Source organism: Streptomyces sp. NPDC026092 (genome assembly GCF_040638605.1).
Lineage (GTDB): Bacteria > Actinomycetota > Actinomycetes > Streptomycetales > Streptomycetaceae > Streptomyces.
The window spans coordinates 195387-212108 of the sequence record NZ_JBEZYN010000003.1; the positions used below are offsets into that span (position 1 = coordinate 195387).

Consider the following 16722-nt stretch of genomic DNA (forward strand, 5'->3'; position numbering starts at 1 on the left):
TCTGTGAAGCACAACAAGTGGCTGACGGCACCCCTTGCCGCGGGCCTGTCCGCCGCGCTGCTCAGCGGCTGCGGAACCCAGCAGGGTGGCGGCGCCGGCGCCGGCTCCAACGTCCTCGTCGGCATGTCCGACGAGGTCATGGCCACCGACCCGGCCGCCGGTTACGACCCCGGCTCCTGGCTGCTGTTCAACAACGTCTTCCAGTCCCTGCTCGCCTTCCCCAAGGGCGGCACCGAGCCCCAGCCGGAAGCCGCCGAGAAGTGCGGCTTCGAGGGCGGCAGCACGGTCTACCGCTGCACCCTGCGCGAGGGCCTGAAGTTCTCCAACGGGAACCCGCTGACCTCCAAGGACGTCAAGTTCTCCTTCGACCGGGCGCTGAAGATCGACGACCCGGCCGGACCGGCGCCGCTGCTCTCCTCGATCAAGTCCATCGAGGCCCCCGACGACAAGACCGTCGTCTTCCGGCTCAAGACCCCCGACGCGACCTTCCCCAGCAAGATCGCCTCCGGTGCCGGCTCCATCGTCGACCACCGCGAGTACTCCGAGGACGCGCTGCGCACCGACGGCAAGGCCGTCGGCTCCGGCCCGTACAAGCTCGAGTCCATCAGCGAGACCGAGGCCGTCTTCTCCGTCAACGGCGGCTACACCGGCAGCGCCAAGGCGCAGAACGGCGGCGTCACCCTCAAGCTGTACGGCGGCGACCGCGCCGCCCTCTCCAAGGCGCTCTCCGCGGGCGACATCGACATCGCCTACCGAGGCCTCGCCGCCGACGACATCGCCGCCCTCGAGGCCTCCGCGAGCACCGACGACAAGGGCGTCGAGGTCGTCCAGGGCACCAGCGCCGAGGTCCAGCACCTCGTCTTCAACGTCAAGGACCCGGTCGTCGGCAAGCTCGGCGTCCGCCAGGCCATAGCCCACCTCGTGGACCGCGAGGCGCTCGTCCAGAACGTCTACAAGTCGACCGCCACGCCGCTGTACTCGATCGTCCCCGCGGGCGTCGCCGGCCACAACACCGCCTTCATCGACACCTACGGCGACCGCCCCGACGCCGCCAAGGCCAAGAAGGCGCTCCGCAAGGCCGGCATCACCGACAAGGTGAAGCTGACCCTCTGGTCCACGCCCAGCCGCTACGGCCCCTCGACCGACCAGGAGCTCAAGGCGATAGCCGAGCAGCTCAACACCAGCGGCCTGTTCGAGGCCGAGGTGAAGTCCGTCGAGTTCGAGCAGTACGAGAAGGACATCGCCGCCGGCAAGTACGGCGTCTACGTCAAGGGCTGGGTGCCCGACTACCCGGACGCCGACAACTTCACCGCGCCGTTCTTCGGCGAGGGCAACGTCCTCGACAACAACTACACCAACGCCACCATCACCGGCAGCCTCCTGCCGAAGACCTCCGCCGCGGCCGACCGCACCAGCACGGACCTGGACTTCGGCAAGATCCAGGACCTGGTCGCCGAGGAACTGCCGCTCCTGCCGCTCTGGCAGGGCAAGCAGTACGCCGTCGCCCGGGACGGCGTCACGGGCCTCGACTGGACCCTCGACGCCTCCACCGTCTTCCGCTTCTGGGAGCTGAAGAAGAGCTGACTCCGCTCCCACGGCGAAGGGGCCCGGCGCGCGACACGCGCGCCGGGCCCCTTGCTTCGGTTTCGGGTTCGGTTTCGGGTTCCGTTTCGGCGCCTACTGCGCCCCGGGGCGCACCAGACCGCTCTCGTACGCGTAGACCGCCGCCTGAACCCGGTCGCGCAGCCCCAGCTTCGTCAGCACATGGCCGACATGCGTCTTCACCGTCGTCTCGCTGACGAACAGATCCGCCGCGATCTCCGCGTTCGACAGTCCACGGGCCACCAGCTTCAACACCTCGACCTCACGCTCGGTCAGCGTGTTCAGGGTGTCCGGGACCTGCTCGTCGCCCGAGGGCAGATGCGCCGAGTACTTGTCGAGCAGCCGGCGCGTGATCGACGGCGCCAGCATCGCCTCGCCCGCCGCCACCACCCGGATCGCCTGCACCAGTTCGTTCGCCGGCGCGTCCTTCAGCAGGAAGCCACTGGCCCCCGCCCGCAGCGCCTCCACCACGTACTCGTCCAGGTCGAACGTCGTCAGCACCAGGACCTTCGCCGGACCGTCCCGTCCCGGACCCGTGATCTGCCGCGTGGCCTCGACCCCGTCCATCCGCGGCATCCGGATGTCCATCAGCACCACATCGGGCTGCAACGCCCGCACCTGGTCCAGCGCCTGCAGGCCGTCCCCGGCCTCGCCGACGACCGCGATGTCCTGCTCCGCCTCCAGAATCATCCGGAAACCGGTGCGCAGCAGCGGCTGGTCATCGACCAGTAGGACGCGGATAGCCACGAGAACTCCTTCACGGCGCGGGCTGGACCGGCCCCATTCTGCCCTGCCCCGAATCGTCCGACTCCGGCGGGCGCGCGGAAACGATCTCCGCCCGGATCTCCGCGCCGCCCTCGGTCCGGATCTCCGCGCCGCTGTCCGTCCGGATCTCCCCGCCGTCCGCCCGCCGGATCTCCAGCGGATACACCGGGGGAGTCCCACCGAACTCCGGGCACACCGCCTGGTGGTCGCACCAGCCGCACAGCTTCGTCGGCCGGGGCCGCCACTCACCGGTCTCCGTCGCCAGCCGGATCGCCTCCCACAGCGCCAGCAGCTTCCGCTCCACCCGCAGCAGATCCGCCTCCACCGGGTCGTACGTCAGCACATCCCCACTGCCGAGGTACACGAGCTGCAATCGGCGGGGCACCACCTGCTTCAGCCGCCACACCACCAGCGCGTAGAACTTCATCTGGAACAGCGCGCCCTCGCTGTACTCCGGCCGCGGCGCCTTCCCCGTCTTGTAGTCGACGATCCGCACCTCGCCCGTCGGCGCCACGTCCACCCGGTCGATCACCCCGCGCAGCCGCAGCCCCGAGTCCAGCTCCGTCTCCACGAAGAGCTCACGCTCCGCCGGCTCCAGGCGCGTCGGGTCCTCCAGCGTGAACCAACGCTCCACCAGCTGCTCGGCCTGGACCAGCCAGCCCGCCAGACGCTCCCCCTCCGCGTCCTCCTCGAACAGCTCGGCCAGCTCCGGCTTGGACTCCAGCAGCCGGTCCCACTGCCCGGGGATCAGCGCCTTCGCCCGCGGTGCCGTCCGCTCCACCGCGGGATGATCGAAAAGCCGCTCCAGCACCGCGTGCACGAGCGTGCCCCGCGTCGCCGCCTCGCTCGGCTTCTCCGGCAACCGGTCGATCACCCGGAACCGGTACAGCAGGGGACACTGCATGAAGTCGCTCGCCCGGGAAGGCGACAACGACATGGGCGCCCTGGGTCCCACCGCCGGCTGCTCGCTCGTACTCATGACACAGACCCTACGACCCGCCACCGACAGCGAGCCGAATACCATCGACGCCAGACCCCGTCACGCTGCATGATCGAAGAGTGACGCACGACAGGGGTCGAGCGGAAGGCAACGAGAGGAACCCGTGAACCAGGACGACGAGCGCGGCGAGAACCAGCGGCCGCGGTCCGGCGACGCGGAACCGCCGCCCGGCGCCGACTCCGGCAAACGGCGCGGCGAGGAACCCGGCGGAGGGATCCTCATGGGCCGCCCCTTCGGCGTGCCCGTCTACGTCGCCCCCAGCTGGTTCCTGGTCGCCGCCCTCATCACCTGGGTCTTCGGCGACCAGATCCAGCGCGTCCTGCCCGACCTGGGCGCCGCCCGCTATCTCGTCTCCCTCTTCTTCGCCATCGCCTTCTACGCCTCCGTGCTCGTCCACGAACTGGCGCACACCATCGCCGCGCTCCGCTTCAAGCTCCCCGTGCGCCGTATCCAGCTCCAGTTCTTCGGCGGTGTCTCCGAGATCGAGAAGGAGACCGAGACCCCGGGCCGCGAGTTCGTCCTCGCCTTCGTCGGCCCGCTGCTCTCCCTCGTCCTCGCCGGCGTCTTCTACCTCTCGATGTACGCCGTCGAGCCCGGCACCGTCCCCGGCGTCCTCCTCGCCGGCCTGATGATCTCCAACCTCATCGTCGCGATCTTCAACCTGCTGCCAGGACTGCCCCTCGACGGCGGCCGCATGCTCCGCGCCGTCGTCTGGAAGATCACCGGCAAGCCGATGAGCGGCACCATCGCCGCCGCCTGGGTCGGCCGCGCCCTCGCCGTCGCCGTCCTCATCGGCCTCCCCCTGCTCACCCGCACCGGTCTCCTCGGCAACTCCACCGACGACATCAGCGGCATGGACACCGTCACCGACGCCCTCCTCGCCGCGATCCTCGCCGCCATCATCTGGACCGGCGCGGGCAACAGCCTCCGCATGGCCCGCCTGCGCGAACACCTCCCGGAGCTCCGCGCCCGCACCCTCACCCGGCGCGCCATCCCCGTCGAACCCGGCACCCCCCTCTCCGAGGCCCTGCGCCGCGCCAACGAAGCAGGAGCCCGCGCCCTCGTCGTCATCGACGGCCAGGGCAACCCCACCGGCCTCGTCCGCGAGAGCGCCATCGCCGGCGTCCCCCAGCACCGCCGCCCCTGGGTCGCCATCAGCACCCTCGCCCAGGACCTCACCGACGGCATGCGGGTCCCCGCCGAACTCACCGGCCAGCCCCTCCTCGACCACCTCCGCGCCAGCCCCGCCACCGAATACCTGGTCGTCGAGGACACCGGCGAGATCTACGGAGTCCTCTCCACCGCCGACGTGGAACGCGCCTTCGTCAAGGCCATGGCAAGACCCTCCGCATAACCCCGGTACTCTGGTCACATGTCCGAACCGACCGGTGCCGCCCGCCGTCGCGGGCCCTTCAAGGTCGGGGACCAGGTCCAGCTCACCGACCCCAAGGGACGCCACTACACGTTCACGCTCGAGGCCGGGAAGAACTTCCACACCCACAAGGGTTCCTTCCCCCACGACGAGCTGATCGGTGCTCCCGAGGGCAGTGTTGTCCGTACCACGGGAAACGTCGCCTACCTCGCGCTGCGCCCCCTGCTCCCCGACTACGTCCTGTCCATGCCCCGCGGCGCCGCCGTGGTCTACCCCAAGGACGCGGGGCAGATCCTGGCCTTCGCCGACATCTTCCCCGGCGCCCGCGTCGTGGAAGCCGGCGTCGGATCGGGCTCTCTCAGCAGCTTCCTCCTGCGCGCCATCGGAGACAGCGGCATGCTGCACTCCTACGAGCGCCGTGAGGACTTCGCCGAGATCGCCAAGGGCAACGTCGAGCGGTACTTCGGCGGTCCGCACCCCGCGTGGCAGCTGACCGTCGGCGACCTCCAGGACAACCTGTCCGACACCGAGGTCGACCGCGTCATCCTGGACATGCTCGCCCCCTGGGAGTGCCTGGAGGCCGTCTCCAAGGCCCTCGTCCCCGGCGGCATCCTCTGCTGCTACGTGGCGACCACCACCCAGCTCGCGCGCACCGTGGAGTCCATCCGCGAGTTCGGCTGCTACGCCGAACCGCAGCCCTGGGAATCCATGATCCGCAACTGGCACGTGGAGGGCCTGGCCGTCCGACCCGACCACCGCATGATCGGGCACACCGGCTTCCTCGTCACCGCCCGGCGCCTCGCCGACGGTGTCGAGCCCCCCATGCGCCGCCGTCGCCCCGCCAAGGGCGCCTACGGCGAGGACTACGAAGGCCCCAACAAGGGCTGACGCCCCGACAACGAACGCGTGCCGCCGTCGAGTTCCGGCCCCAGGGCAGGGAACTCGACGGCGGCACCTTCACGTTCGGCATCTTTGCGGTACACCCCGCACCCCACCTGTTCCACCCGCCTGTGACGTGTGGCACGATGCCCGCAACTCCTTCCGCGCCATCCTCACAGGAGACAGCCCGCGTGCAGCACCCCGCCGTCCCGGACCTCGCGCACACCCACGCCCGGCCGGTGCACTGGCTGGCCACCGCGACCGCCATGGCCGCCGTCGTCGCCGCCGCAGGCCTGCTGCAACCCGGCGCGGCCACTGCCACCTCCGCCGCCCCCGGCGGCGAACCCGCCACCACGCGCCCGGCCCCCGACGCGTCGTCGGCCGACTATCCGCTGGAGTGCGGGGGAGCCCCCGCCAAAGTCGCGCAGCGCGCGAGCGGGGACCTCGACGGCGACGGACAACCCGAAACCGTCGCAGTCGTACACTGCGAAGCCGGCTCGGGCACACCCCCACACGCCGTCTACGTCCTCACCCACGCCAAGACGGGCCCGCACGCGCGCGTGGTCGCCACGCTCGTCGAGCCCACCCAGCAGAAGAACGTCACCGGCCTCGCCGTACGCGACAGGGCGGTCACCGCCACCCTGCTCGGCTACTCGTCCCCCGAGGTGCCCAGTTGCTGCCCCGACGAGCGCGAGGACGTCAGCTGGCGCTGGCAGGGCGGAAGCTTCGTACGCACCGCCGGCGCCGACGCGCGGAGTGTGTGATCGGTCACCCGGCGTCAGGGCCGTAGACCTCGACCCTGTCCGAAACCCGGCGTACGTGGATGCAGTCGCCCGGGCACTCCTTCGCGGAGTCCACCACGTCCTGCAGCAGCGGCAGCGGCACCGGAGTCGACGCCCCCACCTCCTGCAACAGCTCGTCGTCCGCGCTCTTCACATACGCGAGCCCGTCGATGTCCAGCTCGAAGACCTCGGGAGCGTACTGCGCGCAGATCCCGTCCCCGGTGCAGAGATCCTGGTCGATCCAGACCTCCAGCGCCTCGCCGGCGCCCTCCGTCGGGGCCTCGTTCCGCACCGTCATGTCCCCTGCCGTTCCTGAGCGTCGAAAAAAGATCGTTCTTCTAAGTCCGGCCAAGCCTGACGGGTGTTGACCACTGATGACGATACAACCGCCCGCTTTCCGATGTTGATGGGTGGGTATTCACCTGGCGTGAGGGGAAGCGCAAGGGTGAAGATCGGACACACCCCGACAGTCTTTATTGATCTAGGGGTTTCAATCGACACCCACGCAGGTAGGGTCAGGAAGCGTCCAGCTCCCCTTGGAGGAGGTGAGGACCGTGGCAGCCCACGACGACGACATCAACCGCGGCATCCGGCCGGGGCGGGGGTCTGAAGACCCCGCCGGCCAGGTTGCCTATCTCGAGCAGGAAATCGCCGTCCTGCGCCGCAAGCTCGCCGACTCTCCGCGTCATACGAGGATTCTCGAAGAGCGGATCGTCGAGCTGCAGACAAACCTGGCCGGCGTGTCCGCACAGAACGAGCGGCTCGCCAACACACTCCGTGAGGCCCGCGACCAGATCGTGGCTCTCAAGGAGGAAGTCGACCGGCTCGCGCAGCCGCCGGCCGGCTTCGGAGTCTTCCTGCAGGCCGTCGAGGACGGCACCTGCGACATCTTCACCGGCGGCCGCAAGCTCCGGGTGAACGTCAGCCCCAGCGTCGAGCTCGAAGAGCTCCGGCGCGGCCAGGAAGTCATGCTCAACGAAGCGCTCAACGTGGTCGAGGCCATGGAATTCGAGCGCGCCGGGGACATCGTCACCCTCAAGGAGATCCTCGAGGACGGCGAGCGCGCCCTGGTGGTCGGGCACACCGACGAGGAACGGGTGGTCAGGCTCGCCGAGCCGCTGCTGGACATCACCATCCGCCCCGGCGACGCCCTCCTGCTCGAACCCCGCTCCGGCTACGTCTACGAGGTGGTCCCCAAGAGCGAGGTCGAGGAACTCGTCCTCGAAGAGGTCCCCGACGTCGACTACGACAAGATCGGCGGCCTCGGCGGCCAGATCGAAATGATCCGCGACGCCGTCGAGCTCCCGTACCTCTACCCGGACCTCTTCAAGGAACACGAGCTCCGGCCCCCGAAGGGCATCCTGCTCTACGGCCCGCCCGGCTGCGGCAAGACGCTGATCGCGAAGGCCGTCGCCAACTCCCTTGCCAAGAAGGTCGCCGAGGTGACCGGACAGCCCGCCGGGAAGTCCTACTTCCTGAACATCAAGGGCCCCGAGCTCCTCAACAAGTACGTCGGCGAGACCGAGCGGCACATCCGCCTCGTCTTCCAGCGTGCCCGGGAGAAGGCGAGCGAGGGCACCCCCGTCATCGTCTTCTTCGACGAGATGGAATCCCTCTTCCGCACCCGTGGATCCGGAGTCAGCTCGGACGTCGAGAACACGATCGTCCCCCAGCTGCTCGCCGAGATCGACGGCGTGGAAGGCCTGGAGAACGTCATCGTCATCGGCGCCTCCAACCGCGAGGACATGATCGACCCCGCGATCCTGCGGCCCGGCCGGCTCGACGTCAAGATCAAGATCGAGCGCCCGGACGCGGAGGCCGCCAAGGACATCTTCGCGAAGTACCTCACCGCCACGCTCCCGCTGCACTCCGACGACCTCTCCGAGCACCACGGGTCCAAGGAGGCCGCGGCCCACGGAATGATCCAGTCCGTGGTCGAGCAGATGTACGCCGAAACCGAGGAGAACCGCTTCCTCGAGGTCACGTACGCCAACGGCGACAAGGAAGTCCTCTACTTCAAGGACTTCAACTCCGGAGCGATGATCCAGAACATCGTCGACCGGGCCAAGAAGATGGCCATCAAGGCCTTCCTCGACCACAACCAGAAGGGCATCCGCGTCTCCCACCTCCTCCAGGCGTGCGTGGACGAGTTCAAGGAGAACGAGGACCTGCCCAACACCACCAACCCCGACGACTGGGCCCGGATCTCCGGCAAGAAGGGCGAGCGGATCGTCTTCATCCGCACCCTCGTCACCGGAAAGCAGGGCGCGGACACCGGACGCTCCATCGACACGGTGGCCAACACCGGTCAGTACCTGTAGATCGCACACCGGCTGCGGAGGTCCGGACCCTCGGACCTCCGCAGCCGGACGCTTTTCCCCGCGACATCCCGCGGGAATGACGCAATCGATCTCCCCACCGGCGCGGAGTCGCTCTAGGCTCGTCGGTACTTGTAGCGCCGCACCCGATGGGGAGCGCCGCCGGGCAAGGAGGGCCGCATGACCGTACGGCGAGTAATGGGCATCGAGACGGAGTACGGGATCTCCGTTCCGGGCCATCCCAACGCCAATGCCATGCTCACCTCGTCCCAGATCGTCAACGCCTACGCGGCGGCGATGCACCGGGCGCGCCGCGCCCGCTGGGACTTCGAGGAGGAGAACCCGCTGCGGGACGCCCGCGGCTTCGACCTCGCCCGCGAGGCCGCCGACTCCAGCCAGCTCACCGACGAGGACATCGGCCTCGCCAACGTGATCCTGACCAATGGAGCCCGGCTCTACGTCGACCACGCCCACCCCGAGTACAGCGCCCCCGAGGTCACCAACCCCCGCGACGCCGTCCTCTGGGACAAGGCCGGCGAGCGGATCATGGCGGAGGCCGCCGAGCGGGCAGCCCAGCTGCCCGGGGCCCAGCCCATCCATCTGTACAAGAACAACACCGACAACAAGGGCGCCTCCTACGGCACCCACGAGAACTACCTGATGAAGCGGGAGACGCCCTTCTCGGACATCGTCCGCCACCTCACCCCGTTCTTCGTCTCCCGCCAGGTCGTCACCGGCGCGGGGCGCGTCGGCATCGGCCAGGACGGCCGCGAGCACGGCTTCCAGATCAGCCAGCGCGCCGACTACTTCGAGGTCGAGGTGGGTCTGGAGACGACCCTGAAGCGCCCCATCATCAACACCCGCGACGAACCGCACGCGGACGCGGAGAAGTACCGCAGGCTCCACGTGATCATCGGCGACGCCAACCTCTCCGAGATCTCCACCTACCTCAAGCTGGGCACGACCGCGCTGGTCCTGTCCATGATCGAGGACTCCTTCATCAACGTCGACCTCGCCGTCGACCAGCCCGTCCGCACCCTCCACCAGGTCTCCCACGACCCCGGACTCCAGCGCCTCGTCACGCTCCGCAGCGGCCGCACACTCACCGCGGTCCAGCTCCAGATGGAGTACTTCGAGCTGGCCAGGAAGTACGTGGAGGAACGCTACGGCGCGGACGCCGACGAGCAGACCAAGGACGTCCTGATCCGCTGGGAGGACACCCTCAACCGGCTCGAGAACGACCCGATGAGCCTCGCCGGCGAACTGGACTGGATCGCCAAGCGGGAGCTCATGGAGGGATACCGGCGCCGCGACGGCCTCGAGTGGGACGCCGCCCGCCTGCACCTCGTGGACCTCCAGTACGCGGACGTACGCCCCGAGAAGGGCCTGTACAACCGCCTGGTGGCCCGAGGGCGCATGAAGCGGCTCCTGGACGAGACCGAGGTCGAGAGGGCCGAGACGAAGCCCCCGGAGGACACCAGGGCCTACTTCCGGGGCCGCTGTCTGGAGCAGTACGCCGACGACGTGGCGGCCGCGTCCTGGGACTCGGTCATCTTCGACCTCCCGGGCCGCGACTCCCTCCAGCGCGTCCCCACCCTGGAGCCCCTGCGGGGCACCAGGAACCACGTCAAGGAACTCCTGGACCGCTGCCGGACCGCGGAGGAACTGGTCCGCGTCCTTTCCGGCGGCTGAGGCGAGCCTGAAATACCCGGGCACTGGGAATCATGGGACTAGTGCCCGGACGTTGTACGAAACTGCGGGGCCGAAGTCAGACCTGGCTTGTAGGGTCTGATCTTGAGAGACCCAACCGAGCGGGCGATTCGAGCGGGGTGAGGGATATGGCGACCAAGGACACCGGCGGCGGACAGCAGAAGGCGACGCGTTCCACGGAGGAGGTCGAGGAGACGACCGCGGAGGCGAGCTCCGACCTCAAGGAACGCCAGGAGAAGCTGAGCGACGACGTGGACTCCGTGCTGGACGAGATCGACGACGTCCTCGAGGAGAATGCCGAGGACTTCGTGCGGTCCTTCGTGCAAAAGGGCGGCCAGTAATCCTCTGACCTTCGAATCGAAGGTGGGGGCGGGTGACGGAATGAGTCACCGGACGGTGCGGGCCACAGCGCCCGCACCGCCCGGTCACGGACGACGCACCGAGCGCCGGTACGGCCGGCCGCTGTCCCCGAAGCCGATGTGGATCACCGTCACGAGCCGGGTAGGGTCCGTGACGTACCGTGCTTCAACTGCAATGCGGCCAAGGCAAATGGCATGCCGGGTGACGACCCCGGCAGACCGCGTCGGGCCATCTCAATACTTGGAGGGACACGCGTGGAAGCCAACACTCGTAGCACCGGGCGTCTACCAGCTGCCTTCCTGACGCCGGGCTCGTCCTCGTTCATGGACTTCCTCGCCGACCACTCGCCGGAGATGCTCCCGGGGAACCGGAAGCTGCCGGAGGGGGTCGTCGAGGCGCCGCACGGCACCACGATCGTCGCCGTCACGTTCCCGGGCGGTGTCGTGCTCGCCGGTGACCGGCGGGCGACCATGGGGAACATGATCGCGCAGCGCGACATCGAGAAGGTGTTCCCGGCCGACGAGTACTCGGCGGTGGGCATCGCCGGTACGGCCGGTCTCGCCGTCGAGATGGTCAAGCTGTTCCAGCTGGAGCTGGAGCACTTCGAGAAGGTGGAGGGCGCGACGCTCTCCCTGGAGGGCAAGGCGAACCGCCTGTCCACGATGATCCGCGGCAACCTCGGCATGGCGATGCAGGGTCTGGCCGTCGTCCCGCTCTTCGCCGGCTGGGACGAGGGCAAGGAAAAGGGCCGGATCTTCTCCTACGACGTGACCGGTGGCCGCTCCGAGGAGCACGGGTTCGCCGCCACGGGTTCGGGTTCGGTCTTCGCCCGGGGTTCCATGAAGAAGCTGTACCGCCCGGATCTGACGGAGGAGCAGGCGACGACGCTCGTCGTGCAGGCCCTCTACGACGCCGCCGACGACGACTCGGCGACCGGTGGCCCGGACCTGTACCGCCGTATCTATCCCATCGTCACCGTCATCACCGACGAGGGCTTCCGCAGGCTCAACGAGGACGAGTCCTCGGCGCTCGCCCGCTCGGTCACCGATCGGCGCCTGGAGCAGCCCGACGGCCCGCGCGCGGCCCTGCTCTGACCCCTCGTCGTCCGTAGAACCCCAGAAGAAAGGGACGGGTAGCCGGTGTCGACTCCGTTCTATGTCTCACCCCAGCAGGCCATGGCCGACCGGGCGGAGTACGCCCGCAAGGGCATCGCCCGCGGCCGCAGTCTGGTCGTCCTGCAGTACACCGACGGCATCGTGTTCGTCGGTGAGAACCCGTCCCGGGCGCTGCACAAGTTCAGCGAGATCTACGACCGGATCGGGTTCGCGGCGGCCGGCAAGTACAACGAGTACGAGAACCTCCGGATCGGTGGTGTGCGCTACGCCGATCTGCGGGGCTACACCTACGACCGTGACGATGTGACGGCCCGTGGGCTTGCGAACGTGTACGCGCAGACGCTCGGCACGATCTTCTCCAGCGCGGGGGAGAAGCCGTACGAGGTGGAGCTGGTCGTGGCCGAGGTGGGCGCGGAGCCCGACGGTGACCAGATCTACCGGCTGCCGCACGACGGGTCCATCGTGGACGAGCACGGCTCGGTCGCGGTCGGTGGCAACGCGGAGCAGATCAGCAGCTTCCTCGACCAGCGGCACCGCGACGGGATGTCGCTCGCCGAGGCGCTGAAGCTGGCCGTGCAGGCCCTGTCGCGGGACACCAACGGCAGCGAGCGGGAGATTCCCGCGGAGCGGCTCGAGGTGGCGGTCCTGGACCGTACGCGTCCGCAGCAGCGCAAGTTCAAGCGGATCGTCGGACGCCAGCTGAACCGCCTCCTGGAGGCGGACAACGCGGCGATCGCGAAGACGGACGACCCGTCGGACGAGATCGTGGAGGGCTCGGAGGAGTAGCCGTCGGAGCCTTCGAGCATGTGTGGCGAAACCCCGGTCCGCTTCGGCGGCCGGGGTTTCGTCGTGTTCGGGGTGGGCTCAGGCCGGGGCCGGGCCCGAGGAGTCGCGCGGCATGAGGGTGACGGGAAGGTCCCCGGGCTCCGGGCTCCGACCCGCCAGGACGGCCAGGAGGGCGTCCATGCCGCGTTCGCCGATCTGCTCGGCGGGGAGTCGGACGGTGGTGAGTTCCGGCTCCACGGCGGTGGCGAGGGCCAGGTCGTCGAAGCCGGTGACCGAGACGTCCTCGGGGACGCGCAGGCCGAGCCTGCGCGCGGCCTTGCAGGCGCCGGCGGCGAGGATGTCGTCGTCGCAGATCAGGGCGGTGGGGCGGGGGCCAGGCCCGGTGAGGGCCTGTTCGGCGGCGGCGCGGGCGCCGTCCACGTCGAGGGGTGCGCGCACGGTACGGACGTGGGCATCGCTCAGCGCGTCGGCGAGCGCTGCCGCGCGCACGTCGAAGGTCCAGGACGGTACGGCCGAGGCGAGGTGGACGAAGCGGCGGTGGCCGAGGCCGAGGAGGTGGGCGGTGACCTGGCGCATGCCGTCGGCGATGTCGAGGTTCACATGGGCGGCGGCGCCGGTGTCGGAGGGGTCGCTGTCGAGCATGACCAGGGGCAGGTCGGTTCCGTGGAAGGCCTTGAGGGCTTCGGTGGCCATGGAGGAGGCGATGATCCCGTCGAGCGCGGCGCGCGCGGAGGCGAAGGGGTCCTTGGCGGGCCCGACGCCGTCGGGGGACGGGTAGAGGACCACGCCGAAGCCGTGGCGGGCGGCGACGGTGGCGGCTCCGGTGTAGACGCGGGCGAAGAACTCGTTGGTGAGGGCGGGGACGACGAGCAGCGCGGTCCGCGTGCGGCCGAGGCGGAGGTTGCGGGCGGCGAGATTCGGCCGGTATCCGAGGGTGCGGGAGGCTTCGCGGACGGCGTCCGCGGTGCGCTCGGAGACCCTGCCGCGCCACTTGTCGCCGAGGACGAGGGAGACGGTGGCCTGTGACACCCCTGCGGCGGCTGCGACGTCCCGGCTGGTGGGTCTGGCCGCGCCGGGGGAGTCTGGGGTCTGCACTGGTGCCTCCGTGAGAGGTGGTCGCCGAGCGCGGGGGTGGACCCGCGGGTTGCGGCCATGGTACGTATGACCCCTGAAGTTATACGTAAAACCTCGGGGGTGGGTACCGGGGGAGAGGAGACGGACATGGCCACCGAGGCCAAGGAGAGCGGCGGTTATCTCGACATACTCAGGGCCCCGCACGCCCTGCGACTGCTCACCGGCACCCTCGTCGGCCGGCTCCCCAACGGCACCGGGCCCATCGCCATCGTGCTCTTCGTCCGCTCCGAGGGCGGCAGCTTCAGCCTCGCGGGCGGTCTCACCGCCGCGTACGGCATCGCCACCGCCGTCGGCCAGCCACTCCTCGGCCGTGCCGTCGACCTGAAGGGGCAGCCGCGCGTCCAGCTGCCCGCCGCGCTGATCTCCGCGCTCGGCATGATCGTCCTCGCCGTGGCCGGAATCAGCCCCCTCGTGCTCGCCTACGCGGCCGTCGTCGTCGCCGGGCTCTTCACCCCGCCCCTCGAAGGCGGGCTGCGCGCCCTGTGGCCGAGCGTCCTCGGCCGCGAGGACCGGGTCCACCGGGCGTACGCCCTGGACGCGGTGGCCCAGGAGGTCATGTTCACCGTCGGACCGCTCCTGGTGACGCTCCTGGTCGCCCTCTGGTCCCCGGCCGCGGCCCTCCTGGTCATCAACGTCCTCGGGGTCCTCGGCGCGCTCTCCGTGGTCCTCTCCGAGCCCTCGCGCGCGTGGCGCTCGGCGCCCCGCGAGGCGCACTGGCTCGGCGCCCTGCGCTCGCCGGGCCTGCTGGCGCTGCTCGGCTCGTTCTTCTTCGTGGGGCTGGCCCTCGGCTCGATCACCGTCTCGGCCCTCGCCTACGCCGACGAGCGGGGCCATGAGGCGGCGTACGGCTGGCTGATGGCCGCTCTCGGCCTCGGCGCGCTGATCGGCGGCGTCGCCTATGGTGCCCGCCGTTGGGCGGGCGCTCCCGAGCGCCGTCTGACGGTCATCGTCGGCCTGCTCGCCCTCGGCTATCTGCCCCTCATGCTCACGCCGGGTGTCCTGCCGATGACGGCCCTCGCCGCGCTCTCCGGCGTCTTCCTGGCCCCGGCCCTCGCGTGCGGCTTCATCGTGGTCGACCGGCACGCGCCCGCAGGCACCGTCACGGAGGCCTTCTCCTGGCTCGTCACCACCTTCGGCGTGGGGGCCGCACTCGGCTCCGCCGTCGCCGGACCGGCGGTCGAACTCGCCGGAACGACCGCGGGCTTCGCCGTCGCGGGAGGCGGCGGCCTGGTGGCCCTCCTGGTGCTCCTCGCGACCGGCCGGGTGCTGCGGGTGCCGGGCCGCAGCGTGCGACACGCCGTCAGCGCGGGCCCCGCCGAGGTCGGACACGCCGAAAGGAACGAGGGCCCATCGGAAAATGATCGGAACGGGGCTGTCGAACCCGGTTTCAGCTCAGGCCATCAGGCGTAATGTTCAGACATGGACCGCCGCATTTTCGGGCTGGAGAACGAGTACGGCGTCACGTGCACGTTCAGGGGACAGCGCCGACTGTCACCTGACGAAGTGGCGCGCTACCTCTTCCGCCGTGTCGTGTCATGGGGCCGCAGCAGCAATGTCTTCCTGCGGAACGGCGCCCGCCTCTACCTCGACGTGGGTTCGCATCCGGAATACGCAACACCCGAATGCGACAACGTGACCGAACTGGTCACGCACGACAAGGCCGGCGAGCGCATTCTCGAAGGTCTGCTCGTCGACGCCGAACGCCGCCTGCACGAGGAGGGAATCGCCGGCGACGTCTATCTCTTCAAGAACAACACCGACTCGGCCGGAAACTCCTACGGCTGCCACGAGAACTATCTGGTCGCCCGGCACGGCGAGTTCTCGCGGCTCGCGGACATCCTCATTCCCTTCCTCGTCACCCGACAGCTCATCTGCGGCGCCGGAAAGGTGCTCCAGACGCCGCGGGGCGCGGTCTACTGCGTCTCGCAGCGGGCCGAGCACATCTGGGAGGGCGTCAGCTCGGCGACGACCCGTTCCCGACCCATCATCAACACCCGTGACGAGCCGCACGCGGACGCCGAGCGCTACCGCAGGCTGCACGTCATCGTCGGCGACTCGAACATGTCCGAGACGACCATGCTGCTGAAGGTCGGAGCGACCGACCTCGTGCTGCGCATGATCGAGGCGGGCACGGTGATGCGCGATCTGACGCTGGAGAACCCGATCCGGGCGATCCGTGAGGTCAGTCACGACATCACGGGCCAGCGCAAGGTCCGGCTCGCCAGCGGCCGTGAGGCCTCCGCCCTGGAGGTCCAGCGGGAGTACTACGAGAAGGCCGCCGACTTCGTCGACCGCCGTGGCATCCGTACGGGCACGGTCGCCCAGGTCCTGGAGCTGTGGGGCCGTACGCTCGACGCGATCGAGGCCGAGGACCTGGACCGGATCGGCACCGAGATCGACTGGGTCATGAAGTACAAGCTCATCGAGCGGTACCGGGCGAAGAACAACATGACCATGTCGCACCCCCGGGTCGCGCAGATAGACCTCGCCTACCACGACATCCACCGCCGCCGGGGGCTGTACTACCTCCTGGAGCGGAAGGGGCAGGCGGCCCGGATCTGCAACGACCTGAAGATCTTCGAGGGCAAGTCGGTGCCCCCGCAGACCACCAGGGCGCGGTTGCGCGGCGACTTCATCCGCCGTGCGCAGGAGCAGCGACGGGACTTCACCGTCGACTGGGTCCACCTCAAGCTGAACGATCAGGCCCAGCGCACGGTGCTGTGCAAGGACCCGTTCCGGTCGGTCGACGACCGGGTGGAAAAGCTGATCGCCGGAATGTAGGACGACGCTGTACGAAGTGCCAGGGCCCCGTGCGTGTGACGTGCGGGGCCCTTGGCCTGCTCGGGTGGTCCCCTAGAGTGTCGGACAACTACTGTGCCGTCTGAGATCTGAGGAACAC

Annotated in this window: 15 protein-coding genes and 1 pseudogene; 12 read left to right on the top strand and 4 right to left on the bottom strand. The window is 69.4% G+C overall.

Annotated elements, in window-relative coordinates; translation table 11 throughout:
- The first annotated feature begins 3 nt into the window (after positions 1 to 3).
- Positions 4 to 1584: an ABC transporter substrate-binding protein gene (locus tag AB0F56_RS05845; RefSeq protein ID WP_362004446.1), complete on the top strand. Its 1581-nt coding sequence runs from the start codon at positions 4 to 6 to the stop codon at positions 1582 to 1584.
- Positions 1585 to 1677: 93 nt separating this feature from the next.
- On the opposite strand, the gene AB0F56_RS05850 is transcribed toward AB0F56_RS05845, so the two are convergent.
- Both AB0F56_RS05850 and AB0F56_RS05855 read right to left on the bottom strand, forming a co-directional pair.
- Entirely contained in the window at positions 1678 to 2349 is a 672-nt protein-coding gene (locus AB0F56_RS05850) for a response regulator transcription factor (protein WP_137990365.1), read from the bottom strand.
- A 10-nt stretch (positions 2350 to 2359) separates the two neighbouring features.
- Positions 2360 to 3346, bottom strand: a complete 987-nt coding sequence (locus tag AB0F56_RS05855) for a RecB family exonuclease (RefSeq protein WP_362004451.1) — start codon at positions 3344 to 3346, stop codon at positions 2360 to 2362.
- Positions 3347 to 3470: 124 nt separating this feature from the next.
- Here AB0F56_RS05855 and AB0F56_RS05860 point away from each other — a divergent pair, with 124 nt between their 5' ends.
- The 3 genes from AB0F56_RS05860 (at position 3471) to AB0F56_RS05870 (ending at position 6382) form a co-directional block, all read left to right on the top strand.
- Positions 3471 to 4721, top strand: a complete 1251-nt coding sequence (locus AB0F56_RS05860; protein ID WP_362004454.1) for a site-2 protease family protein — start codon at positions 3471 to 3473, stop codon at positions 4719 to 4721.
- A gap of 18 nt (positions 4722 to 4739) precedes the next feature.
- The gene (locus tag AB0F56_RS05865) at positions 4740 to 5627 is read left to right on the top strand and encodes a tRNA (adenine-N1)-methyltransferase (RefSeq protein WP_351792286.1); all 888 of its coding nucleotides are present in this window, start codon (positions 4740 to 4742) and stop codon (positions 5625 to 5627) included.
- Positions 5628 to 5809: 182 nt separating this feature from the next.
- Positions 5810 to 6382: a hypothetical protein gene (locus AB0F56_RS05870; RefSeq protein ID WP_362004457.1), complete on the top strand. Its 573-nt coding sequence runs from the start codon at positions 5810 to 5812 to the stop codon at positions 6380 to 6382.
- Positions 6383 to 6386: 4 nt separating this feature from the next.
- Here the strand turns inward: AB0F56_RS05870 and AB0F56_RS05875 are convergent, their stop codons facing one another.
- Positions 6387 to 6698 (bottom strand): ferredoxin, encoded by a 312-nt coding sequence (locus AB0F56_RS05875; protein ID WP_362004460.1) that lies wholly within the window; start codon positions 6696 to 6698, stop codon positions 6387 to 6389.
- Between the two features lie 256 nt (positions 6699 to 6954).
- On the opposite strand from AB0F56_RS05875, the gene arc reads away from it, so the two are divergent.
- From arc to prcA, 6 genes and pseudogenes are all read left to right on the top strand, one after another.
- Complete coding sequence (arc, locus tag AB0F56_RS05880; RefSeq protein WP_362004462.1) at positions 6955 to 8721, top strand: proteasome ATPase; 1767 nt, start codon at positions 6955 to 6957, stop codon at positions 8719 to 8721.
- Between the two features lie 177 nt (positions 8722 to 8898).
- Positions 8899 to 10410 carry a depupylase/deamidase Dop gene (dop, locus tag AB0F56_RS05885; RefSeq protein ID WP_362004465.1) on the top strand — a complete coding sequence of 504 codons (1512 nt, stop codon included), beginning with the start codon at positions 8899 to 8901 and terminating at the stop codon, positions 10408 to 10410.
- A 146-nt stretch (positions 10411 to 10556) separates the two neighbouring features.
- A complete protein-coding gene (locus AB0F56_RS05890) occupies positions 10557 to 10769 on the top strand; it encodes a ubiquitin-like protein Pup (protein ID WP_175439096.1) in 213 nt (70 codons plus the stop codon).
- A 126-nt stretch (positions 10770 to 10895) separates the two neighbouring features.
- Positions 10896 to 11091: pseudogene (locus AB0F56_RS05895) on the top strand (endonuclease domain-containing protein); the annotation flags it as partial.
- The gene (gene prcB, locus AB0F56_RS05900) at positions 11043 to 11882 is read left to right on the top strand and encodes a proteasome subunit beta (protein ID WP_362004468.1); all 840 of its coding nucleotides are present in this window, start codon (positions 11043 to 11045) and stop codon (positions 11880 to 11882) included. The pseudogene AB0F56_RS05895 and the gene prcB, both read left to right, overlap by 49 nt.
- A gap of 45 nt (positions 11883 to 11927) precedes the next feature.
- Positions 11928 to 12689, top strand: coding sequence for a proteasome subunit alpha (prcA, locus tag AB0F56_RS05905; RefSeq protein WP_362004470.1), 762 nt, complete (start codon positions 11928 to 11930; stop codon positions 12687 to 12689).
- A gap of 78 nt (positions 12690 to 12767) precedes the next feature.
- Here prcA and AB0F56_RS05910 read toward each other — a convergent pair whose 3' ends face one another.
- Positions 12768 to 13784, bottom strand: coding sequence for a LacI family DNA-binding transcriptional regulator (locus tag AB0F56_RS05910; protein ID WP_362004473.1), 1017 nt, complete (start codon positions 13782 to 13784; stop codon positions 12768 to 12770).
- A 126-nt stretch (positions 13785 to 13910) separates the two neighbouring features.
- On the opposite strand from AB0F56_RS05910, the gene AB0F56_RS05915 reads away from it, so the two are divergent.
- Both AB0F56_RS05915 and pafA read left to right on the top strand, forming a co-directional pair.
- On the top strand, positions 13911 to 15233 hold the full coding sequence (locus AB0F56_RS05915; RefSeq protein ID WP_362004475.1) for an MFS transporter: 1323 nt from the start codon (positions 13911 to 13913) through the stop codon (positions 15231 to 15233).
- 9 nt (positions 15234 to 15242) lie between these two features.
- Positions 15243 to 16604, top strand: a complete 1362-nt coding sequence (pafA, locus tag AB0F56_RS05920) for a Pup--protein ligase (RefSeq protein ID WP_137990376.1) — start codon at positions 15243 to 15245, stop codon at positions 16602 to 16604.
- The last annotated feature ends 118 nt before the right edge of the window (positions 16605 to 16722 follow it).

What these genes read in the sequence shown, in the direction of transcription:
- AB0F56_RS05890 (WP_175439096.1), top strand. Translation starts at nt 10,557, where the DNA reads ATGGCGACCAAGGACACCGGCGGCGGACAGCAGAAGGCGACGCGTTCC.
- AB0F56_RS05865 (WP_351792286.1), top strand. Translation starts at nt 4,740, where the DNA reads ATGTCCGAACCGACCGGTGCCGCCCGCCGTCGCGGGCCCTTCAAGGTC.
- pafA (WP_137990376.1), top strand. Translation starts at nt 15,243, where the DNA reads ATGGACCGCCGCATTTTCGGGCTGGAGAACGAGTACGGCGTCACGTGC.
- AB0F56_RS05875 (WP_362004460.1), bottom strand. Translation starts at nt 6,698, where the DNA reads ATGACGGTGCGGAACGAGGCCCCGACGGAGGGCGCCGGCGAGGCGCTG.
- dop (WP_362004465.1), top strand. Translation starts at nt 8,899, where the DNA reads ATGACCGTACGGCGAGTAATGGGCATCGAGACGGAGTACGGGATCTCC.
- AB0F56_RS05855 (WP_362004451.1), bottom strand. Translation starts at nt 3,346, where the DNA reads ATGAGTACGAGCGAGCAGCCGGCGGTGGGACCCAGGGCGCCCATGTCG.
- AB0F56_RS05915 (WP_362004475.1), top strand. Translation starts at nt 13,911, where the DNA reads ATGGCCACCGAGGCCAAGGAGAGCGGCGGTTATCTCGACATACTCAGG.